General features: G+C 62.6%; 16 protein-coding genes and 7 tRNA genes. 16 read left to right on the forward strand and 7 right to left on the reverse strand.

The features are described from left to right. Nucleotides 1-56 precede the first annotated feature (56 nt). From M1D87_RS07565 to M1D87_RS07575, 3 genes are all read left to right on the forward strand, one after another. Nucleotides 57-662 (forward strand): DUF4823 domain-containing protein, encoded by a 606-nt coding sequence (locus M1D87_RS07565; RefSeq protein WP_013971585.1) that lies wholly within the window; start codon nt 57-59, stop codon nt 660-662. A 10-nt stretch (nt 663-672) separates the two neighbouring features. Next, complete coding sequence (locus M1D87_RS07570) at nt 673-1,233, forward strand: DUF1285 domain-containing protein (RefSeq protein ID WP_123083918.1); 561 nt, start codon at nt 673-675, stop codon at nt 1,231-1,233. Between the two features lie 218 nt (nt 1,234-1,451). Then, entirely contained in the window at nt 1,452-1,868 is a 417-nt protein-coding gene (locus M1D87_RS07575; RefSeq protein ID WP_061302922.1) for a cupin domain-containing protein, read from the forward strand. Here the strand turns inward: M1D87_RS07575 and M1D87_RS07580 are convergent. The 3 genes from M1D87_RS07580 to M1D87_RS07590 form a co-directional block, all read right to left on the reverse strand. Further along, nucleotides 1,841-3,127, reverse strand: a complete 1,287-nt coding sequence (locus M1D87_RS07580; protein WP_123083919.1) for a cytidine/deoxycytidylate deaminase family protein — start codon at nt 3,125-3,127, stop codon at nt 1,841-1,843. The genes M1D87_RS07575 and M1D87_RS07580 overlap by 28 nt on opposite strands. 114 nt (nt 3,128-3,241) lie before the next feature. Continuing rightward, a tRNA-Asn gene (locus M1D87_RS07585) sits at nt 3,242-3,317 on the reverse strand. A gap of 62 nt (nt 3,318-3,379) precedes the next feature. After that, on the reverse strand, nt 3,380-4,576 hold the full coding sequence (locus M1D87_RS07590) for an amino acid aminotransferase (RefSeq protein ID WP_075044142.1): 1,197 nt from the start codon (nt 4,574-4,576) through the stop codon (nt 3,380-3,382). A gap of 288 nt (nt 4,577-4,864) precedes the next feature. On the opposite strand from M1D87_RS07590, the gene uvrB reads away from it, so the two are divergent. After that, entirely contained in the window at nt 4,865-6,880 is a 2,016-nt protein-coding gene (uvrB, locus tag M1D87_RS07595; protein WP_096009994.1) for an excinuclease ABC subunit UvrB, read from the forward strand. Between the two features lie 132 nt (nt 6,881-7,012). On the opposite strand, the gene M1D87_RS07600 is transcribed toward uvrB, so the two are convergent. Both M1D87_RS07600 and M1D87_RS07605 read right to left on the reverse strand, forming a co-directional pair. Then, nucleotides 7,013-8,563, reverse strand: a complete 1,551-nt coding sequence (locus M1D87_RS07600; protein ID WP_123083921.1) for an MDR family MFS transporter — start codon at nt 8,561-8,563, stop codon at nt 7,013-7,015. Next, entirely contained in the window at nt 8,553-9,608 is a 1,056-nt protein-coding gene (locus M1D87_RS07605) for an HlyD family secretion protein (protein WP_039615460.1), read from the reverse strand. The genes M1D87_RS07600 and M1D87_RS07605 overlap by 11 nt, the downstream gene beginning before the upstream one ends. Nucleotides 9,609-9,751: 143 nt before the next feature. Here M1D87_RS07605 and gltX point away from each other — a divergent pair, with 143 nt between their 5' ends. The 12 genes from gltX to M1D87_RS07665 all read left to right on the forward strand — a co-directional run bounded on the left by gltX (nt 9,752) and on the right by M1D87_RS07665 (nt 16,133). Continuing rightward, entirely contained in the window at nt 9,752-11,233 is a 1,482-nt protein-coding gene (gene gltX / locus M1D87_RS07610; protein ID WP_025338230.1) for a glutamate--tRNA ligase, read from the forward strand. 289 nt (nt 11,234-11,522) lie between these two features. Next, a tRNA-Ala gene (locus M1D87_RS07615) sits at nt 11,523-11,598 on the forward strand. Nucleotides 11,599-11,670: 72 nt separating this feature from the next. Beyond that, nucleotides 11,671-11,746 (forward strand) — tRNA-Glu (locus M1D87_RS07620). Nucleotides 11,747-11,799: 53 nt separating this feature from the next. Next, a tRNA-Ala gene (locus M1D87_RS07625) sits at nt 11,800-11,875 on the forward strand. 41 nt (nt 11,876-11,916) lie between these two features. Then, a tRNA-Glu gene (locus M1D87_RS07630) sits at nt 11,917-11,992 on the forward strand. A 60-nt stretch (nt 11,993-12,052) separates the two neighbouring features. Beyond that, nucleotides 12,053-12,128, forward strand: a tRNA-Ala gene (locus M1D87_RS07635). A 42-nt stretch (nt 12,129-12,170) separates the two neighbouring features. Then, nucleotides 12,171-12,246 (forward strand) — tRNA-Glu (locus tag M1D87_RS07640). Between the two features lie 173 nt (nt 12,247-12,419). Further along, on the forward strand, nt 12,420-12,959 hold the full coding sequence (locus M1D87_RS07645) for a TetR/AcrR family transcriptional regulator (RefSeq protein ID WP_013971594.1): 540 nt from the start codon (nt 12,420-12,422) through the stop codon (nt 12,957-12,959). A 15-nt stretch (nt 12,960-12,974) separates the two neighbouring features. After that, a complete protein-coding gene (locus tag M1D87_RS07650) occupies nt 12,975-13,856 on the forward strand; it encodes an alpha/beta fold hydrolase (RefSeq protein ID WP_061552351.1) in 882 nt (293 codons plus the stop codon). A gap of 141 nt (nt 13,857-13,997) precedes the next feature. Further along, the gene (locus M1D87_RS07655) at nt 13,998-14,432 is read left to right on the forward strand and encodes an acyl-CoA thioesterase (protein WP_123083923.1); all 435 of its coding nucleotides are present in this window, start codon (nt 13,998-14,000) and stop codon (nt 14,430-14,432) included. 51 nt (nt 14,433-14,483) lie between these two features. After that, a complete protein-coding gene (locus tag M1D87_RS07660; RefSeq protein WP_421091823.1) occupies nt 14,484-15,455 on the forward strand; it encodes a tRNA dihydrouridine synthase in 972 nt (323 codons plus the stop codon). 234 nt (nt 15,456-15,689) lie between these two features. Further along, nucleotides 15,690-16,133: an Hsp20 family protein gene (locus tag M1D87_RS07665; RefSeq protein ID WP_003260273.1), complete on the forward strand. Its 444-nt coding sequence runs from the start codon at nt 15,690-15,692 to the stop codon at nt 16,131-16,133. A gap of 64 nt (nt 16,134-16,197) precedes the next feature. Here the strand turns inward: M1D87_RS07665 and M1D87_RS07670 are convergent, their stop codons facing one another. Both M1D87_RS07670 and M1D87_RS07675 read right to left on the reverse strand, forming a co-directional pair. Further along, nucleotides 16,198-17,508, reverse strand: a complete 1,311-nt coding sequence (locus tag M1D87_RS07670) for an IS4 family transposase (protein WP_461241458.1) — start codon at nt 17,506-17,508, stop codon at nt 16,198-16,200. A gap of 157 nt (nt 17,509-17,665) precedes the next feature. Next, nucleotides 17,666-20,962 (reverse strand): PAS domain S-box protein, encoded by a 3,297-nt coding sequence (locus M1D87_RS07675; protein WP_123084791.1) that lies wholly within the window; start codon nt 20,960-20,962, stop codon nt 17,666-17,668. Between the last annotated feature and the right edge of the window lie 40 nt (nt 20,963-21,002).

The raw sequence follows: 21,002 nt of genomic DNA on the forward strand, positions 1-21,002 counted from the left end.
AAAGCTGCATCCGCCAGCTATTCGCCGGTTTTTCGTCGCCGGCCACTGGAGGAAAGATGCGTAGCCTGGTTTTGCTGCTGGCGCTGATGGCGTTGGGCGGTTGCATGAATGTCAGCGATATGGGCGAGGGCGTCCGTTATCACATGAGCGATGCCGGTCTGCTGGACCACAGCGATACCCGTCGCACCCTGTCGATCCGCCTGCAGCCCGATTCGTTCATCTTCATCGGCCAGGGCGCGTTCGTGCCTCCGGGCAAGGGACCGGTGCCGCGGCAGAACGCGGTGGCCGAGCAGGCCTACAAGAGCTTCGTCGAATATTTCCCGCTGGTACGTCGCGCCCAAGGGCCACTGGGCCTGGAAGAGGCCATCGCCCAGGCGCGTTCTGTGGGTGCCGACTACGTGCTGTACACCCGCTTCGCGCGCACCGACGACCGTATCGGCAATGGCGACGAGTGGTATGACGAACAAGCGGTCGACCGCCTGGGCTGGGACACCGGCGTGGTGCAGATGATGCTCATCGAAACCAGCACCCGATACCTGATCGACACTGCACGTATCAAGAGCCGTGGCGGTTTGTTGACGTTCCACGATAAAACCCCGGAGGATTTGCTTGGCGCGCCGATGCGCGAGTACGCTCGTAGCCTTCTGGGTGTGAGTGAATGAGGCAAGCGTGATGAGCGATTCCGGCAAGGCCAATGATCTTCTGGCGCAGATTCCCAAGGCCAAGGGCCTGCCGCCGGTGCATCTGTGGAACCCAGACTTCTGCGGTGACATCGACATGCGCATCGCCCGTGATGGCACTTGGTATTACCTGGGAACGCCGATCGGTCGCAAGCCGATGGTGCGGCTGTTTTCCACCATCATCCGCCGCGATGGCGATGACTACTTCCTGATTACCCCGGTAGAGAAGGTGGGCATCCGCGTCGACGATGCGCCGTTCGTGGCTGTGGCGTTGGATGTGGAAGGTGAGGGTGAGCAGCAGGTGCTGCGCTTCACCAGCAATGTCGAGGACCAGGTCGAAGCCGGGCCGGCCAACCCGCTGCGCGTGGTGATCGACCCGGTCACGCAGGAGCCATCGCCGTATGTGCTGATGCGCAGCAACCTCGAGGGGCTGATTCATCGCAATGTGTTCTACCGGTTGGTAGAGCTGGCGGTGCCGCGTGAGATCGACGGGGAAGAGTGGCTTGGGGTCTGGAGCCACGGTGAGTTTTATCCGATCGGGCGTAGCAGCTGAGATATCTGGTGCCTGCACCGGCCTTTTCGCGGGATCGCCCGATCCCACAGGGTTTTCTGGAGGCTTCAGGGGCTGCGCCGTACCTGTGGGAGCGGGCAAGCCCGCGAAGAGGACGGCACAGGCAATGATCGGCCTCTTGGTTTTTCCCCGAATTGGTCATTTGTCTCTCTGCCCCACAGGCCTAACCTGCAGGCAATTGCCATCCAGGAGAAGCCCCCATGAAACTCTTTAGCATCATCCTTCTTGCCCTGTTCGCCGCTCAAACCCCTGCCTGGGCGCACGGCGACGCTGCCGACCAGGTCAAGGTCCTGCAGCAGCAACAACCCTCGAACGCCCCCGGCAAGAGCGCCGTGATGCTCACCGTCAGCTACGCCCCCGGCCAGGCGTCACCCGCGCATCAGCACCCGGGCGCAGTGATGGCCTACGTACTGGAAGGGGCAGTGGTATCGAAGCTCGATAACGAGCCGGAGAAAACCTACAAGGCCGGTGAATACTGGTACGAAGCCCCGGGTACCGTGCACAGCGTGTCACGCAACGCCAGTCAGAAGCAGTCAGCCAAGTTGCTGGTCTGGAGCCTGGTGGATGAAGGCAGTGCGGTCACATTGCCCTATCCGGCAGCAGGCTCGGAGCGCTGAGCCTGCCCCAGCCGGGTTGTAACTTCCTGCATCAGGTCCGGGTCCAGTACCTGGCAAGGCGCGACCTGCGCGTTGCTGGTGTAGAACGGCGGCAGATTTTGCGCCAGTCGAGCAACGTCCTTGGCAGTGCAGGCTGTTGGCAGCAATACATATTGCAGGCTTGAGGGGAAGGACGGCGCGGTGTGCCGTTCCATGGTGGAGCCATAGGCGCCAAGGGTCATGACCGCCTCGCTGCCGGCCGGGTCCGGAAAACGGAGCAGGACGAATGTGCAGAAACGGGGGTGGGTGAGATGCTGGTGTGCTTCGTCGCGGACCAGTGGGTCGTCATGGTTCATCAGGTTCCAGCGCAACGCGGCGTAGCTGCGAGTGGTCTCCATGAACGCAGTGCGAATGGGGGAGCGCGTTTCGTCACCGCCCAGGCAGGCCAGCAGATTGCCGAATGGGTCCAGCAAGGCTACGGCATTGCACGTATCTGCCGCGAGAGCTGTGTCGACCAATGGCTCGGCCAGTTCGATCCCGGGCAGGCGAGGGTCTGCACTTTTGCTGCGCAGGCTCCATGGGCTCAAGCCCGCCAGGGCCTGGCGTACCAGGCTCCGGTTGGGTAGGGTGATCGGGTCTTTCAGGGCAGATGGCGGAAGGCCGGCGTTGCTGCTTTCGTCGTGCACGTGGTTCACGCTGGCCTCGAACAACGAACGGGTAAGGCACATCGTTGCGGCGTCGATGCGTTCGCCAGCGTAGACCGGCCCTTGCGGCGGCCCGGCATAGTCGCGATCAAAAGGGCTGCCGACAGCATAGTAGCCCCACGTGGCTTGCGCGCGCAGACGAAGTGCGGCCGGCAGGCCGGGGAATTCGAAACGGCCGTCATGATTGATGCCGGCAAAGGTGTCGAGCGCACTTACCGCAACATTGAAGCCGGCAGTCAGCAAGGCGCCTGCGCACATGGCGCAGGGGTCGAGCGTGGTGATGACGGTCAGTTCATGCGTGGGCGGCAGGGCAAGGCGCTGCTGGTTGTCGAAATACCAGTCGACCAGCCGGCGCTCACCATGCCCCGTTGGGTCGTGAAGCCTGAATGCGGGTTGCGCCTGGCTGGCAGAGGGCTCCAGCACGCGGTTGTGCAGGGCGATCAGTACCTTGCCAGTGGCATTTTCGATGATGCAGCCACCCACGGCGAACGTTGCTTGTCGGCTTGCCAGGAGGGCCTGGTTGGCGGCGATTGCTACCGCTTGCTGAGCGTTCTGGGTGAAATCGTTGGCTTTCATGCTTGCCTGTGCTCGTCGAGGGATCTCGGACGATACAGCAGCCGTGCGCTGGCATGAGGGGATAAGTGCAACAAAAAACCTCCAGTGCTTGCGCATCTGGAGGTTTTCAAATTTTGGCTCCGCGACCTGGACTCGAACCAGGGACCCAATGATTAACAGTCATTTGCTCTACCGACTGAGCTATCGCGGAATCTGTGCGTATCTTACTGATTGCCCAGGGGAAGTCAAGCCACCCCTAGGCAAAACAATGAGTTACAGCACCTGCACGATAGCTTTGGTCACTACGTGGATGTTGCTCTGGTTCAGCGCGGCCACGGCGATGCGGCCGGTGTCCAGCGCATAGATGCCGAACTCGTTCTTCAGGCGGGCGACCTGTTCGACGGTCAGGCCCGAGTACGAGAACATGCCAACCTGGCGGCCAACGAAGCTGAAGTCGCGGTTGGCGCCATATTCGGCCAGCAGCGAAACCATCTGCTTGCGCATGCCGTGGATGCGCTCGCGCATTTCGGCCAGCTCGGTTTCCCACATCTGGCGCAGTTCGGCGCTGTTCAGCACGGTGGCAACGATGGTTGCACCGTGGGTCGGCGGGTTGGAGTAGGTGGTGCGGATCACGCGCTTGACCTGCGACAGCACGCGGGTGCTCTCGTCCTTGGAGGCGGTGACGATCGACAGCGCACCGACGCGCTCGCCGTACAGCGAGAACGACTTGGAGAACGAGCTGGACACGAAGAACTCCAGGCCCGACTCGGCGAACAGGCGCACGGCGAAGGCGTCTTCGGCGATGCCGTCACCGAAGCCCTGGTAGGCCATGTCGAGGAATGGCACGTGGCCCTTGGCCTTGACCACTTCCAGGACGTTCTTCCAGTCGTCCAGGCTCAGGTCGACGCCAGTCGGGTTGTGGCAGCAGGCATGCAGCACCACGATCGAGCCGGACGGCAGGTTGTTCAGGTCTTCGAGCATGCCGGCGCGGTTGACGTCGTTGGTCGGCGCGTCGTAGTAGCGGTAGTTCTGCACCGGGAAGCCGGCCGATTCGAACAGCGCACGGTGGTTTTCCCAGCTCGGGTCGCTGATGGCAACCACGGCGTTTGGCGACACACGCTTGAGGAAGTCGGCGCCAATCTTCAGTGCGCCGGTACCGCCGACGGCCTGCACGGTAACCACGCGGCCAGCGGCCAGCAGTGGCGACTCGGCGCCGAACAGCAGCTTTTGTACAGCCTGGTCGTAGGTGGCGATACCGTCGATCGGCAGGTAGCCGCGCGAGGCGTGCTGGGCGGCACGCTGGGTCTCGGCTTCGATCACGGCGCGCAGCAGCGGAATGCGGCCTTCCTCATTGCAGTACACGCCCACGCCCAGGTTGACCTTGTCGGTACGTGGGTCGGCGTTGAATGCTTCGTTGAGGCCCAGAATAGGGTCGCGGGGTGCCAGCTCGACAGCGGAAAACAGGCTCATTGTTACCTTGGCTCTGATTGGAGTGTGATAGGACGTACACGCTCCAGCCCGAATGCACTGAAGCGGTGCACAAACGGGGAGTCAGTATAGTGATACCGACCGGTCACCGCGACAGTCCGGCATCGCTTTTCAGGTCATTTGCGCAAATATTTTTCGACCATTGGTCTAATTGCCCGGTCCACCGTAACAGGCGCTCACAGCTGTGCCTTGAAAGCGCCCCCCGGCGGGCGCATTTGGGTATAGACTACTGGCTAAATTTACAGTTGCTGCAACACCGCGAGGTCCGTCATGTCCGAGTTCCAGCTCGTCACCCGTTTCCAGCCGGCCGGCGACCAGCCCGAGGCCATCCGCCAGATGGTCGAAGGCATCGAGGCGGGGCTGTCGCACCAGACGCTGCTCGGGGTGACTGGGTCGGGCAAGACCTTCAGCATCGCCAACGTCATTCAGCAGGTGCAGCGGCCTACCCTGGTGCTTGCGCCGAACAAGACCCTGGCCGCGCAGCTTTATGGCGAATTCAAGGCGTTCTTCCCCACCAATGCGGTGGAGTACTTCGTTTCCTACTACGACTACTACCAGCCTGAAGCCTACGTACCGTCGTCCGACACCTTCATCGAGAAGGACGCTTCGATCAACGACCACATCGAGCAGATGCGCCTGTCAGCGACCAAGGCATTGCTGGAGCGGCGTGACGCGATCATCGTCACCACCGTGTCGTGCATCTACGGCCTGGGCAGCCCCGAGACCTACCTGAAAATGGTCCTGCACGTGGACCGCGGCGACAAGCTCGACCAGCGCGCGCTGCTGCGCCGCCTGGCCGACCTGCAATACACCCGCAACGAGATGGACTTTGCCCGCGCCACCTTCCGCGTGCGCGGCGATGTGATCGACATCTTCCCGGCCGAATCGGACCTCGAGGCCATCCGCATCGAACTGTTCGATGACGAGGTGGAGAACATCGCCGCCTTCGACCCACTGACTGGCGAGGTCTTCCGCAAGCTGCCGCGTTTCACCTTCTACCCCAAGAGCCACTACGTCACCCCGCGGGAAACCCTGCTGGAGGCGGTGGAAGGCATCAAGGAAGAGCTCAAGGACCGCCTGGAGTACCTACAGAAGGCCAACAAGCTGGTCGAGGCCCAGCGCCTGGAGCAACGCACCCGCTTCGATCTGGAGATGATCCTGGAGCTGGGCTACTGCAACGGCATCGAGAACTACTCGCGCTACCTGTCCGGGCGCCCGGCCGGGGCGCCGCCGCCCACCCTGTACGACTACCTGCCGCCCGATGCGCTGCTGGTGATCGATGAATCCCACGTCAGCGTTCCGCAGGTCGGCGCCATGTACAAAGGCGACCGCTCGCGCAAGGAAACCCTGGTCGAATACGGCTTCCGCCTGCCTTCGGCGCTGGACAACCGGCCGATGCGTTTCGACGAGTGGGAGGACGTCAGCCCGCAGACCATCTTCGTATCCGCCACCCCGGGTCCCTATGAGGCCGAGCACGCCGGGCGCGTGGTAGAGCAGGTGGTGCGACCCACCGGCCTGGTCGACCCACAGGTGGAAGTACGCCCGGCGCTTACCCAGGTGGATGACCTGCTGTCGGAAATCCGCAAGCGCGTGGCACAGGGCGAGCGGGTGCTGGCCACCACGCTGACCAAGCGCATGGCCGAAGACCTTACCGACTACCTGGCCGACCACGACGTGCGGGTGCGTTACCTGCACTCGGACATCGACACCGTCGAGCGGGTGGAGATCATCCGCGACCTGCGCCTGGGTACCTTCGACGTGCTGGTGGGCATCAACCTGCTGCGTGAGGGCCTGGACATGCCCGAGGTGTCGCTGGTGGCGATCCTCGATGCCGACAAGGAAGGTTTCCTGCGCTCCGAGCGCTCACTGATCCAGACCATCGGCCGTGCTGCGCGTAACCTCAATGGCCGGGCCATTCTGTATGCCGACAACATCACCGGTTCCATGCAGCGCGCCATCGACGAGACCGAGCGTCGTCGCGAGAAGCAGATCGCATTCAACCTGGCCAATGGCATCGTGCCCAAAGGTGTGGTCAAGGACATCACCGATATCATGGAAGGCGCCACCGTGCCCGGCGCGCGCAGCAAAAAGCGCAAGGGCATGGCCAAGGCTGCGGAGGAGAGCGCCCGTTACGAGGCCGAGTTGCGTACGCCGGGCGAGATCACCAAGCGCATCAAGCAGCTGGAAGAGAAGATGATGCAGTTCGCCCGCGACCTGGAGTTCGAGGCCGCGGCGCAATTGCGCGACGAGATTGCCCAGCTGCGCGAGCGGTTGATCACCAGCTGATTTCTTTACTGCCTGCACTGGCCTCTTCGCGGGTAAACCCGCTCCCACAGGATCGTTGTAATCCTTGAGCTCTGCGCAGTACCTGTGGGAGCGGGTTTACCCGCGAAGAGGCCGGCTCAGGCGACAACCCATTCAGTGGGCCTCCCCAGCCTTCAGCCCCTCCGGCAACTTGCGGGTCAACAACATCGCCACCATGCTCACCGCCAACCCGATCCCCACAAAGTGGAACGCATCGTTATAGGCCATGATCAACGCCTGCTGGTGAGTGATCTCGCTCAACTTGCCCAGCGCCGCATTGTCATTGCCCAGCCGCTCCGCCAGTTGCGCCAACCGTTCCGCCACCTGCGGGTTGCTCGGCACCACTGCCTCCCTCAGGTAATCGAAATACACCTTGGTCCGTGCATCCAGCAGCGTGGCCAGCAGCGCAATGCCGATCGCACCGCCCAGGTTACGCAGGATATTGAACAGGCTCGACGCCGAACCCGCATCCTGCGGCTGTATATACGCCGTGGCGATCAGCGAAATGGTCACCATGATCATTGGCTGGCCGATGGCACGGATGATCTGGATATGGTTGAACTGCGGCCCTGCAAAATCCGGGTTGAGCACCCCCGAGCCGAAACTGGCGGCGCCGAACAGGCAGAACCCCAGGGCACACAACACCTTGGGCGACACCACTTTCATCAGTTGCGGCACCAACGGGATCAGGAACAGCTGCGGGATACCCATCCACATGATCACCTCGCCGATCTGCAAGGCGTTGTAGCCCTGCACCTGCGCCAGGTACAGCGGCAGCAGGTAGATCGACCCGTACAAGCCCACCCCCATGCCAAGGCTGGCGATGCTCGACAGGCCAAAGTTGCGGTTGCCGAGGATGCGCAGGTTAATCAGCGGGTGTGGCTTGGAAAACTGCAGGATGACGAAGGTGATCAGGCTGACCAGGGCGATGCTGCCCAGGCCGACGATCAGCTGCGATTCCAGCCAGTCCTTGCGGTGGCCTTCCTCCAGGAACACCTGCAGGCAGCCAAGCCCCAGGCCCAGGGTGACGATGCCGGCGTAATCGGTGCTTTTCAGCAGTTCCCAGTGCGCGTCCTTCTTTTCCAGCCCGTACAGCAGGCCGGCGATCATCACCAGGCCCGGTGGGATATTGATGTAGAAAATGTACTCCCAGCCCCAGTTCTCGGTCAGCCAGCCGCCCAAGGTGGGGCCGATGGAGGGGGCGAAGGTGGCGGTCATGGCGAACATGGCCATGCCCTTGGCGCGGTGGTGTTCGGGCAGCTTGATCAGGGTCAGGGTGAAGGCCAGCGGGATCAGCGCACCGCCGGTAAAACCTTGCAGGGCGCGGAACAGGATCATGCTCTCCAGGTTCCAGGCCATCGAACACAACAGCGACGACAACAGGAAGCCGCCGGATACCCACACGGCCAGGCGCCGCGCCGACAGCAGCTGCACCAGCCAGGCGGTGAGCGGGATCATGATGATTTCCGCGACCAGGTAAGAGGTGGAAATCCACGAGCCTTCCTCCAGCGTCGCCGACAGTGCGCCCTGGATGTCCTTGAGCGACGAGTTGGTGATCTGGATGTCCAGCACCGCCATGAAGGCGCCGAGCATCACGCTCATTACCGCGATCCAGTCCCGCCTGGTCGGCTCCGCGGTGGGCCTGAGCAGCTGGTCACCGGCCATTGTGGCCTTCGTCTTCGCTGCGCAGGTCGACGGTGGCGGTCACCGACATGCCAGGGCGGATCCGCCCGTGCAGCGGGTTGTCAGCGCGGAAGGTCAGCTTGACCGGAATGCGCTGCACCACCTTGGTGAAGTTGCCGGTGGCGTTGTCGGGCGGTAGCAGGCTGAACTGCGCGCCGGAGGCGGCGAAAAGGCTGTCGACCCGGCCTTCTATCGGTGTGTCGGGGTAGCTGTCGAACAGCAGCTCGGCACGCTGGCCGGGCTGCATGCGGCCGATTTGGGTCTCCTTGAAATTGGCCTGCACCCAGATGTCTTCATCCGGCACGATCGACAGCAGGTAGGCACCGGCCTGTACCACCTGGCCATTGCGCGCGTTGCGCTGGCCGATGCTGCCGCTGATCGGTGCGCGGATTTCGCAGCGGGTCAGGTTCAGTTCGGCTTGTGCCAGGTCGGCGCGGGCGTTGGCGATCTGCGCGTCGAGGCGCTTGAGTTCGGCGGTCAATGCGTTGACTTGCTGGCGCTGGCTTTGCAGGTCGGCACGGGCCTTGTCGACCTGCGAGCCGGCGACATGGCTGTCCGCGGACAGGGTGGTGACCCGTTCTTCCGATACGAAACCTGGTTTGCGCAGCTTCTCGGCACGGCTCAGGTCCAGGCGCGAGCGGTCAAATGTAGCCTGGTTGGCCGCCACCTGGGCCTGGCCGGCGGCGATCAGGCTGGCTTGCTGGGTCAGGCGGCTTTGCGCCTGCACCTGCTCGGCTTCGCGGGTAGCCAGGGCGGCACGGGCGCGTTGCACGGCCAGTTCGAAGTCGGCGGCCTCCAGGCGCACCAGCAGGTCGCCTTTCCTGACGTGCTGGTTGTCCTCGACCCGCACCTCGTCGATGCGTGCGCCCAACTGGCTGGAAATGCGGGTGATCTCGCCCTGTACGTAGGCGTTGTCGGTGCTTTCGTAGAAGCGGCCCTTGAAGTACCAGTGGCCCAGGAAGGCGAGGGCGATGACGGCCACCAAGGTGAAGAAGACCAGCAGGCGGCGTTTGAGTTGGGCAGGCATGAGGACTATCGTTCCAGAAATGTAAATAAATTTAACAGCGGCACATGGCCAGTCGACAAGTGACGTTCGCGCCATTGCTGGAGCCCAATGCCTGCCTCCTGCTAACATCCCGCCTTTGTTTCATCTTTCGTTCGAGACTCTCCATGACCACCGTACGCACGCGTATCGCGCCATCGCCTACCGGCGACCCCCATGTCGGCACTGCCTACATCGCCCTGTTCAACTACTGCTTTGCCAAGCAGCACGGCGGTGAGTTCATCCTGCGCATCGAAGACACCGACCAGCTGCGCTCCACGCGCGAGTCGGAGCAGCAGATCTTCGATGCCCTGCGCTGGCTCGGCATCGAATGGAACGAAGGTCCGGACGTCGGCGGCCCGCACGGCCCTTACCGGCAGAGCGAGCGTGGCGAAATCTACGCCAGGTACGCCAAGGAGCTGGTTGACGCCGGCCATGCCTTCTACTGCTTCTGCACCGCCGAAGAGCTGGAGCAGATGCGCGCCGAGCAGCAAGCCCGTGGCGAAACCCCGCGCTACGACGGCCGCGCGCTGTTGCTGAGCGCCGAGGAAGTGCAGCGCCGCCTGGACGCTGGCGAGCCGCACGTTATCCGCATGAAAGTGCCGAGCGAAGGCGTGTGCGTGGTACCGGACATGCTGCGTGGCGATGTCGAAATCCCGTGGGACCGCATGGACATGCAGGTGCTGATGAAGAACGACGGCCTGCCGACGTACTTCCTGGCCAACGTGGTCGACGACCATCTGATGGGCATCACCCACGTGCTGCGCGGCGAAGAGTGGCTGCCATCGGCACCCAAGCTGATCAAGCTGTACGAATACTTCGGCTGGGAACAGCCCAAGCTGTGCTACATGCCGCTGCTGCGTAACCCGGACAAGTCCAAGCTGTCCAAGCGCAAGAACCCGACCTCGGTGACTTTCTACGAGCGCATGGGCTTCATGCCCGAGGCGATGCTCAACTACCTGGGCCGCATGGGCTGGTCGATGCCGGACGAGCGCGAGAAGTTCTCGCTGGCCGAGATGGTCGAGCACTTCGATCTGTCGCGTATCTCGCTGGGCGGCCCGATCTTCGACATCGAGAAGCTGTCCTGGCTGAACGGCCAGTGGCTGCGCGAACTGCCGGTCGAGGAGTTCGCCGCGCGCTTGCAGAAGTGGGCGTTCAACAGCGACTACATGATGAAGATCGCCCCGCACGTGCAAGGCCGGGTGGAAACCTTCAGCCAGGTTGCCCCGCTGGGCGGGTTCTTCTTCGAAGGCGCGCTGAAGCTGGACGCCAAGTTGTTCGAAAGCAAGAAGCTGTCGGCCGACCAGGTACGCCAGGTGATCCAGCTGATCCTGTGGAAGCTCGAAAGCCTGCGTCAGTGGGAAAAAGAGCGCATCACCGGTTGCATCCAGGCGGTGGTCGAGGCGCTGGAGCTGAAGCTGCGTGATGCCATGCCGCTGATGTTTGCCGCCATTACCGGCCAGGCCAGCTCGGTTTCGGTACTGGACGCGATGGAAATCCTTGGCCCGGACCTGACCCGCTACCGCCTGCGCCAGGCCCTGGACCTGCTGGGGGGTGTGTCGAAGAAAGAAAACAAAGAGTGGGAAAAGCTGCTGGCCTCCATCGCCTGACAGTGGTCCCGAGGCCATAAGCCGAACTTGTGGGAGCGGGTTCACCCGCGAATACGATGGTGCGTTTTCCGTCGCATTCGCGGGTAAACCCGCTCCCACAGGGCTCACTGTTCGGTTTTGGCAAGGGGAGGGCGGTAAGTGATTGTTATCTGTGAAAAATTTTTTGAATATTTTGAAAAATTCGTTTGACAGCCCTGCAATCCGATCTTAATATGCGCCCCGTCCACAGCGATGAACGAAAACGAAACGCCAGGCACCCAGCCAGCGCTTCGGTTCAAAGCGACATTGTGGGGCTATAGCTCAGCTGGGAGAGCGCCTGCATGGCATGCAGGAGGTCAGCGGTTCGATCCCGCTTAGCTCCACCAAATTCCGCCTGGCAGCCAAGGCTGTCGGGCAAGACCGGGTCCAGCAACCGGGTCTTGAAGGTAAGAAGGTTCGTCCCCTTCGTCTAGTGGCCTAGGACACCGCCCTTTCACGGCGGTAACAGGGGTTCGAGTCCCCTAGGGGACGCCAGTTTTGCACAAGCGATGTTTCAGGATGTCGCTGGGCCGAGAGGCTAGAAATCCGGGGCTATAGCTCAGCTGGGAGAGCGCCTGCATGGCATGCAGGAGGTCAGCGGTTCGATCCCGCTTAGCTCCACCAATTTGCCGCGGTTCGCGAAAGCGGATCGGCACGAAGGTTACGTCCCCTTCGTCTAGTGGCCTAGGACACCGCCCTTTCACGGCGGTAACAGGGGTTCGAGTCCCCTAGGGGACGCCACTTTTCCTGCGTTTTGCAGGGCTTTAAAGGCTCGTCGATTACTGATGAGCCTTTTGTTTCGGGGCTATAGCTCAGCTGGGAGAGCGCCTGCATGGCATGCAGGAGGTCAGCGGTTCGATCCCGCTTAGCTCCACCATTTCTGCCGCGGTTCGCGTAAGCGGATCGGCACGAAGGTTACGTCCCCTTCGTCTAGTGGCCTAGGACACCGCCCTTTCACGGCGGTAACAGGGGTTCGAGTCCCCTAGGGGACGCCACGTTTACCCGCGTTTTGCGGGACTTTGAAGGCTCATTCGATTATTGAATGGGCCTTTTGTTTTTCTCCCCTACTCAAGATTTCGCGACCGACAGGCGGCTGCAGATTTTGCTTGCCAAAAAATATTATGAGAATAATATTTCGATCATCATATTTTGATCGGCGAGTGGCCTGATGAGCGACAAGAAGAGCAGAACCCGCGAGCGCATTCTCGAGGCGGCGCGAAGTGCGTTGATCCAGCACGGCCCGGCCGAGCCCAGCGTCAGCCAGGTCATGGGTGCGGCAGGCCTGACCGTCGGTGGTTTCTACGCCCACTTCGACAGCAAGGACGAGTTGATGCTCGAAGCGTTCCGCCAGTTGCTGGGCGAGCGTCGCGCCTTGCTCGCGCAGATCGACCCCAGCCTCGATGGTGCCGGGCGGCGGGCGTTGGCCAGTGCTTTCTATCTGTCGCGCAAGCACCGTGATGCCGAAGTGCATGCCTGCCCGCTGCCCAATTCGCTGGGCGAGATGCAGCGCCTGCCAGAGGCCTTCCGCGAGGTTCTGGCCGAGCACATCGAGTTGATGGCAGCCGCCATGGTCGACCGCCCCGAGGACGCCGACAAGGCATTGGCCGACCTGGCCCTGATGGTTGGTGGCCTGGCGCTTGCCCGTGCCCTGGGCACCAGCGAACTGTCCGATCGTATTCTGCGCGCCGCCAAATCGGCGGTGCTTTGAGCCTGGAGCATGGCGATGACTACCCTGAGCTGGATTCGTGGTGTCAATGGCACCTTGGGCCGCCTGGCCCCCGAGCATGTCGCGGGCAAGATGCGCCGTGCCTTCATGACCCCTCGCAACCTGCCGCCACGGGATTGGGAGTTGCCCGTGCTGGCCAGCGCCGAGCGCATCACTTTGCGCTTCGGCTTGTCGGCCTTGCGCTGGGGCAAGGGGCCGACCGTGCTGATGATGCACGGCTGGGAGGGGCGCCCGACCCAGTTTGCCGCGTTGATCGAAACCTTGGTCCAGGCGGGGCACACGGTGGTGTCGCTGGAGGGGCCGGGGCATGGCCGTTCGCCTGGCGAACAGGCAAATGTGGTGTTGTTTGCCCGAGCGCTGCTGGAAGCTGCCGCCGAGCTGCCGCCGCTGCGCGCGGTTATTGGCCATTCCATGGGCGGCGCCAGTGTATTGCTGGCCTTGCAGATGGGGCTGCGTACCGAGGCAGCGGTCAGCGTCGCTGCCCCGGCGCGGCTATTGGGCGTACTGCGTGGCTTTGCCCATCGTCTGGGGCTGCCGGCGCGGGCGCGGGCTGCATTCATTCGCCAGGTGGAGCGGGATGTGGGCATGCAGATTGCGCGGCTGGATGTGACGGGTTACCAGTTGGAGTTGCCCGGGCTGGTGGTGCATGCCGCCGATGATGCCTTGGTCGCAGCCGATGAGGCCCGGGTTATCCACAAGGCCTGGTTCGATAGCCGTCTGATGCTGCTGGAGGCGGGTGGCCACCAGCGCGTGCTGTCCGACCCGCGCCTGAGTGAAGCGGTGCTGGAGCTGCTGGCCCGGGCTGGCGCGGTGCCTGTAGGAGCGGCCTTGTGTCGCGATGGGCTGCGCAGCAGCCCCGGCAATCTGTGTCGGGACTGAGATTTTTGGGGCCGCTGCGCGCCCCATCGCGACACAAGGCCGCTCCTACAGGGACCGCGTAGCCCCGCAGGCAAGTGCAGAAGGGCTGGACTTTCCCTGGGCGGTCCCTGCTAAATCCACTTTTGCTCCAAGGAAGCGAACATGAGCTGGGACCTGGCAACACCCTTCGTCATCGACCTGCGCGTCGGCAACGAGGATATCGACGGCCTCGGCCACGCCAACAACGCGGTCTACGTTACCTGGCTGGAGCGCTGCGCCTGGCGCCATTCCCAACGCCTGGGCCTGGACTTGGCCGAATATCGCCGACTGGACCGGGCCATGGCCGTGGTGCGCCACGAAATCGACTACCTGGCCGCTGCCTACGAGGATGACGAGTTGCAACTGGCCACCTGGATCATCAACTGGGACCAGCGCCTGCGCATGACCCGGCGCTTCCAGCTCAAGCGCCCGCGCGACGGCGTGACTTTGCTGCGCGCCCAGACCACCTTTGCCTGCATCGAGCTGTCCAGCGGCAAGCCCAGGCGCATGCCGGCGGAGTTCCTCGACGGTTACGGCCCGGCGCTGATCGGCGCCTGAAACACCGGCAATTTTTGTTAGACTGCCGGCTTTTTCCACCGAGACCCCGACATGCAAATTGCCCTGGCCCCCATGGAGGGGCTGGTCGACAACATCCTGCGCGACGTGCTGACCCGCGTGGGCGGTATCGACTGGTGCGTCACCGAGTTCATTCGCGTGTGCGACCGCCTGCTGCCGCCTTCCTCGTTCGACAAGCTGGCGCCCGAGTTGCGCAATGGCGCACGGACCGCTGCAGGGGTACCAATGCGCGTGCAGTTGTTGGGGTCGGACCCTGTGTGCCTGGCGGAAAACGCCGCGCTGACCTGCCAGTTGGGCGCGCCGGTGATAGACCTGAACTTCGGTTGCCCGGCCAAGACCGTGAACAAGTCGCGCGGTGGAGCGGTGCTGCTCAAGGAGCCGGAGCTGCTGCACGCCATTGTGCGTGAAGTGCGCCGTGCCGTGCCCGCACATATCCCGGTCACCTCGAAGATGCGCCTGGGTTTCGACAGCCCCGATGGCGCGCTGGAGTGTGCCACGGCGCTGGCCGAAGGCGGTTCGGCGCACCTGGTGGTGCATGCGCGGACGAAGGTCGAGGGCTACAAGCCCCCGGCCCACTGGGAGTGGGTGGCGCGGGTGCAGGATGTGGTCAAGGTGCCAGTGTTCGCCAACGGCGAGATCTGGACCGTGGATGACTGGCGGCGTTGTCGTGAGGTCAGTGGCGCCGAAGATATCATGCTGGGCCGTGGGCTGGTTTCGCGCCCCGATCTTGGGCTGCAGATTGCCGCGGCGCGTGACGGGCGGGAGTACCAGCCGATGAGCTGGGACGACCTGCTACCATTGCTGCGCGAATTCTGGCGCCAGGCCCAGGCCAAGTTGTCGCCGCGCTATGCACCGGGGCGGATGAAGCAGTGGCTGGCGATGCTGACCCGCAGTTATCCCGAAGCGGTTGTGCTGTTTGCCGAATTGCGGCGGGAGGATGACTGTGCGCGGATCAGCCGGTTGCTGGGGGTTGAGGCGGTTTCCTTGGAGGCTTGTGTTGCCTGATCCGGCCCTTTCGCGGGTAAACCCGCTCCCACAGGTTCGGCGCAGGTTTTGGAATGTGTGAGCTCCCTGTGGGAGCGGGTTTACCCGCGAAGAGGCCATCAAGCCCAACGCAGGAATCCAGATTTTTTCTGCTCCCCCCTTGAAAGCATTTCCCTCGGCCATATCTCTTGAGTACGCGATGCCGAAGTCGGGTCGCGTAATGACTTACTTGCTGAATCTCAGGAGTTCATGACCATGACTACCGCTTTCTCTCTCGCTCCACTGTTCCGCCATTCCGTTGGTTTCGACCGTTTCAACGACCTGTTCGAATCCGCGGCACGTAACGAGGCCGGTAGCAGCTACCCGCCCTACAATGTGGAAAAGCATGGCGATGACCACTACCGTATCGTGGTTGCTGCAGCCGGTTTCCAGGAAGAGGACCTCGACCTGCAGGTTGAAAAAGGTGTCCTGACCGTGACCGGTGGCAAGCGCGACAATGGCCCTGCTGAAGTGACCTACCTGCATCAGGGTATCGCGCAACGCGCCTTCAAGCTGTCGTTCCGCCTGGCCGACCATATCGAAGTCAAGGCCGCCGGCCTGGCCAATGGCCTGCTCAGCATCGACCTGCTGCGCATCGTGCCTGAAGAGGCCAAGGCCAAGCGCATTCCGATCAACGGCGACAAGCCAGCGCTGAACTGATCGTGTAGATGTGAAAAAGGGCACCCCCAGGGGTAATGCCAGTCAGTTAAGCTGACTGGCATTTTCATTTTCGGGTCGGATATTTTGCAGGGCGCTGCTTCACCACTCTGGGGAACCATCGATCGGGTCGCCGATGGGGTAGGACATACTGAGCCGCTGACGCCTGCAGATCTGCCAAAAAACCTGGCAAGTTGCCGGGATGGTTTAATGACGTGCCATGCAGCAAGCCCAGAATCGCCCAGCTACAAGCGGTAAAGCTCATCTCGCATGGGTACACGCCTGGGCACTGTCTCGACATCTGCACCATCTGATAACGCAATAGGTTGTAGCCCAACAGCACGCCCCACAGCTCTTGCGCAATCATCTCCGGCGTCTTGCTTCTCAGGGTGTATTCGCCCCCCAGAAGTCCTTGTTTGATCTCCCGATAACCCAGCTCGATTTCCCAGCGCTGACTGTAAAGATCAACGATCTCATCGCCAGGGAAGCGCTGCGCATCGGTCATTGAGGTCAAGACACTCACAACCTTTCCTTTGATTGTTTTGCTCAGCAGTCGTGCCCGCATTTCCAGCGGCAAGCCTGGCCATTGCTTGCGGGCCTGGGGCGATGTGCGCAGGACGACCACGGCATCGTTGCGTCCTAGCGTGTGTTCCACCTCGTACTGAGTGCCCTTTTTCACAGGGATCAGCCAGTGTCGATGCTCACCTTGTGACTGCCAGTGGTGCAGCAAGCCCAACGAATAGAAACCTTTATCGAACAGGGTCAGCGAGTGGTTCGGCGTGGTCGCGATCAGCTGCTCTGCCAGCTTCATTTCACTACTGTGGTAGCTCTCGAAAGTGCTGTTTATCAGTAAGTGGCTGGTCAGCTCCATCTGGCAGACCATCCTAACCTGAGGAAAACCGCCATCCCCATGCTGATTGGTAGCGCCCCCGTAAAACGCACGGTTTTCAGCTGTGTCAGGCGTACTCCAGACAACACCGTCCACACCAAGCAGCGTCAAGCCCAACCAGTGCGGGTGCTTGGTTTCTTCGTGCCACCGCCGCTGAGTGAGCGTGAAAACTTCACGTACAGCTTCACTGCCCAGTCGCTGCCGCCCTTGTACAACAGCACTGGGGGCCACCAGAGGCCTCTTGCCCGGCAGCATGATGTCCATGTGGTTTACGACATCCCAAGCCGACATACGGCGGAACAGCGCCATGCCGATGATGCACCACACCAGGCTCTCAAGCGGGAGGCGTCGCTTGCGAATGGTCGCGACACCTGCCGTCTCAAAAGCTTGTTGCACAAGATCAGGATCGAGCAACGCCCCCAGCCCCTCGAGGGCATGTGGCCGCGATGCCATTTCGTGAGTGAGGGAGAGGGCTTGTGACAGGCGCATAAAAAATCCGATGCTCGTTTCCAAGCATCGGATTTTGCGGCCTACGGGCTAAAGCTCAAAGCGTCAGTCTTAACTGACTGGCATTACCCCCAGGGGTGCCCTTTTTATTGTGATCGCCTGAAGGCCGGCTCCCACAGGAATCGCATCTGCATCGGTTTCAGTAATCCGCCGGCGCCTCCAGCAACATCTGCCGGAACTCCGGCAACGGCAGCGGCCGGCTGTGCAAGTACCCCTGGTACAGGTGGCACCCCAGCCGTTCAAGGAACTCCAGCTGTTCGGTCAGCTCCACCCCTTCGGCAATCACCGTCAACTCCAGGCTGCGAGCCATGGCGACGATGGCGCGGACGATTTCGGCGTCGTTGGGGTCTTCCGGCGCATCGCGCACGAAGGTCTGGTCGATCTTCAGCGCATCCACTGGCAGGCGTTTCAGGTAGGTCAGCGAGGAATAACCGGTGCCGAAGTCATCCATGGCAAAGCTCACCCCGTAGCGCTTCAGCTCGCGCATCTTGCAGATGGTGTCCTCCAGGTTCTGGATGACGATGCCTTCGGTAATTTCCAGCGTCAGCATTCGCCGTGGCAGGCGGTAATCGTCCAGGCTGCGCAGCACCCGCCCGACAAAGTCGTTCTGGCGGAACTGCCGTGGGCTGATGTTCACGCACAAGCTGAAATCATCGGCGTCGATCAGCCCGTCGCCGAGCATGCGCGCGCAGGCATCGCAAGCTTCGTCGAGGATCCAGCTGCCAACCTCCAGGATCAGGCCGCTTTCTTCCAGCACCTGAATGAATTGCGCCGGTGGCTGCTGACCCAGTTGCGGATGATGCCAGCGCAGCAGCACCTCGGCACCGACGATGCGGTTGTCGCGCGCATCCACCTGCGGCTGGAAGTGCAGCGCCAACTCGCCGCGGGCCAAGGCCAGGCGCAGGTCGTTCTCCATGCGCAGGCGCTCGCTGGCAGCTTTCTGCATGGTGGTATGAAACAGCTGGGTGGTGTTGCGCCCGGAATCCTTGGCACGGTACAGGGCGATATCGGCACGCTTGAGCAGGTCGGCCGGGGTGGCGCCGTGGTCAGGGATCAGCGCCACGCCGATGCTGGGTGTTACCTGCAGGCGCTGGCCATCCAGCGACATCGGCTCGGCCAGCAGTTCGCGCAGGGTATCGGCCAGCCCGCGGACTTTCTCTTCGACCAGCTCGCGGCTGCCTTCCAGGCCGCTGAGCAATACCACGAACTCATCGCCACCCAGGCGCGCCACGGTGTCTTCCAGGCGCACACTGGCTTCCAGCCGCGCTGTGATGATCTTCAGCACCGTGTCGCCCACCGGGTGGCCCAGCGAGTCGTTGATGTGCTTGAAGTGGTCGAGGTCGAGGAACAGCAGGGCGCCGCGCAGGTTGTGGCGCCTGAGCAGGGCGATCTGCTGGCTCAGGCGGTCCATCAGCAGGGCGCGGTTGGGCAGGTTGGTCAGCGGGTCGTGGTAGGCCAGGTGGCGAATCTGTGCCTGGGCGTTTTTCAGCTGGCTGACATCGCGGGCGGTCACCAGCAGGCAGTCCACCTCATTGAGGGTGATCGGCTCCACCGACACCTCCACAGTGAGGATGTCACCGCGCTTGTTGCGCCCGAGCATCTCGCGATGATGCACCCGGCCACGCTCGCGCAACTCGGCCAGCAGGGCGCTGCGCTGCTTGTCGTCGGCCCAGATGCCGATCTCGTACACCGTGCGGCCGACCACGTCGGCGGCGTTGTAGCCGGTCAGGCGGCAGAAACCGTCGTTGATTTCCAGGTAGCGACCGCTGTAGCGTTCGGTGATGGTGATGGCGTCAGGGCTGGAGTGGAAGGCCTTGGCAAACTTCTCCTCGCTGGACTTCAGCGCCGCCTCGGCGCGCTGCTGCTGGGTGATGTCGCGCAGGGTGGTAACACTGCAAGGCTGGTCATCGACGGTGATCAGGCGGCTGGAAATCACGCAGGTCAGCGGTGCCCCATTGCGGTGGTTGACCACTACGGCGACGTTGCTCAGGGCCTGTTCGCGGATTACCCGCTCTATGCGTTGCGCGCGCTCGATGGACTCCGCCCACAGGCCGATTTCCTCGGCGGTGCGGCCGATCACCTGCTCGGTGCTCCAGCCGAAGGTCTGGGTGAACGCCGGATTGATCTCGATGAACTGCCCGGTGTCCTGGCGGGTGACACAGATTGGGTCGGGGCTGACCTGGAACAGGCTGGCGAACTTCTCTTCCGAAGCGCTCAGGCGCTGTTCGCGCTCCACCTGGTCGGTGATGTCGAGCAAAGTGCCTGCCATGCGCAGCGGGTTGCCCTGCTCGTCGCGGTACAGCCGGGCGCGGCTTTCGATGTAGCGCGAAATGCCGTTTTCCAGCTGTACCCGGTAGGTGATCTGGTAGTTGCCGGCAGGTCCTTCGCGCAGGCTACGGTAGGCCTGGCGCATCGAATTGCGCTCTTGCTCCGGGACCCCTTCGAAAAACGCGTCGAACGATTCGTGAAACGGGATGGGCGGCAGGCCGTGCAGCTGTGCGGCGCGCGCCGAACCGTACAGCATGCCGCTGGGAATATGCCAGTCCCAGGTGCCCAGCTGTGCCGAATCCAGGGCCAGGTCCAGGCGCTCCTGGCTGTCCTTCAAGGCCTGCTCGGCACGTTTGCGCTCGGTGGTGTCGATAAAGGTGCTGAGCAGGAAGGTTCCGCCCTCCAGTTCGATGCCCTGGGTACAGAGGATGCCGTCATGCACCTTGCCGCTGGTAGCGCGGAACTGTACTTCCATTATCAAAGGGCCAGTGTTGCTGCGGGTCGACTCCAGCAACTGGTGGCGCTGTTCGGGGTTTGCCCACAGGCCAAGCTCCAGGCTGGTCTTGCCGATCACCTGGCTACCGGGCCAGCCGAACATGTCTTCGAAGTGCTGGTTGACCTCGAATATCATGCCGTCGTGGCGTCGGGTGAGCAAAATGGCATTGGGGCTGAGGTGGAACAGGGTGGCGAAGCGTTTTTCCGAATTGATCAACGCCGTTTCCCGCTCGCGCTGGCGGGTGATTTCACGGATCACCCCGATCATCTGCGGCCGGCCGTTCGGGTCGTGGGTCAGGCTGCCGTTGATCTCCAGCCAGTGCAGGCTGCCGTCCGGCCAGCGGATACGGTGGCGCATGGCCTGTTCCACCGGTTCGCCGTTGAACACTGCCTGGAACACCTGGCGTGTGCGCGCACGGTCTTCCTCCGGCAGCAGGTCGAGGTAGTCGATATCTGCGGGGAGCGGGCGCTGCGGGTCGAAGCCGAACAGGGCCTGGGTGCCCCGTGACCAGCTCACCCGGCCGCTGTCGATATCCCATAGCCAGGCACCCAGCCGTGCGCCGTTGAGTGCGGCCAGCAACTGTGGGGCGTTCTGCCAGGCCTGTTCCGACTCCTGAGGGTCGGCCGCTGGTATGCGCGGCAGGCGCAAAAAGCGATTCGCTGATTTGGGCATCGGTACCAGACCTTTGGCGTATGACGCGTCCTTGGAGGTG

It is taken from the genome of Pseudomonas sp. SA233 (assembly GCF_054792385.1).

Excerpts from the sequence above, each read along its gene's own strand:
- M1D87_RS07605 (WP_039615460.1), bottom strand. The coding sequence starts at position 9,608 with ATGCCTGCCCAACTCAAACGCCGCCTGCTGGTCTTCTTCACCTTGGTG.
- M1D87_RS07665 (WP_003260273.1), top strand. The coding sequence starts at position 15,690 with ATGACTACCGCTTTCTCTCTCGCTCCACTGTTCCGCCATTCCGTTGGT.
- M1D87_RS07580 (WP_123083919.1), bottom strand. The coding sequence starts at position 3,127 with ATGAAAGCCAACGATTTCACCCAGAACGCTCAGCAAGCGGTAGCAATC.
- M1D87_RS07590 (WP_075044142.1), bottom strand. The coding sequence starts at position 4,576 with ATGAGCCTGTTTTCCGCTGTCGAGCTGGCACCCCGCGACCCTATTCTG.
- M1D87_RS07650 (WP_061552351.1), top strand. The coding sequence starts at position 12,975 with ATGACTACCCTGAGCTGGATTCGTGGTGTCAATGGCACCTTGGGCCGC.
- M1D87_RS07660 (WP_421091823.1), top strand. The coding sequence starts at position 14,484 with ATGCAAATTGCCCTGGCCCCCATGGAGGGGCTGGTCGACAACATCCTG.
- gltX (WP_025338230.1), top strand. The coding sequence starts at position 9,752 with ATGACCACCGTACGCACGCGTATCGCGCCATCGCCTACCGGCGACCCC.
- M1D87_RS07670 (WP_461241458.1), bottom strand. The coding sequence starts at position 17,508 with ATGCGCCTGTCACAAGCCCTCTCCCTCACTCACGAAATGGCATCGCGG.
- M1D87_RS07675 (WP_123084791.1), bottom strand. The coding sequence starts at position 20,962 with ATGCCCAAATCAGCGAATCGCTTTTTGCGCCTGCCGCGCATACCAGCG.
- M1D87_RS07565 (WP_013971585.1), top strand. The coding sequence starts at position 57 with ATGCGTAGCCTGGTTTTGCTGCTGGCGCTGATGGCGTTGGGCGGTTGC.
- M1D87_RS07600 (WP_123083921.1), bottom strand. The coding sequence starts at position 8,563 with ATGGCCGGTGACCAGCTGCTCAGGCCCACCGCGGAGCCGACCAGGCGG.
- uvrB (WP_096009994.1), top strand. The coding sequence starts at position 4,865 with ATGTCCGAGTTCCAGCTCGTCACCCGTTTCCAGCCGGCCGGCGACCAG.
- M1D87_RS07655 (WP_123083923.1), top strand. The coding sequence starts at position 13,998 with ATGAGCTGGGACCTGGCAACACCCTTCGTCATCGACCTGCGCGTCGGC.
- M1D87_RS07575 (WP_061302922.1), top strand. The coding sequence starts at position 1,452 with ATGAAACTCTTTAGCATCATCCTTCTTGCCCTGTTCGCCGCTCAAACC.
- M1D87_RS07570 (WP_123083918.1), top strand. The coding sequence starts at position 673 with ATGAGCGATTCCGGCAAGGCCAATGATCTTCTGGCGCAGATTCCCAAG.
- M1D87_RS07645 (WP_013971594.1), top strand. The coding sequence starts at position 12,420 with ATGAGCGACAAGAAGAGCAGAACCCGCGAGCGCATTCTCGAGGCGGCG.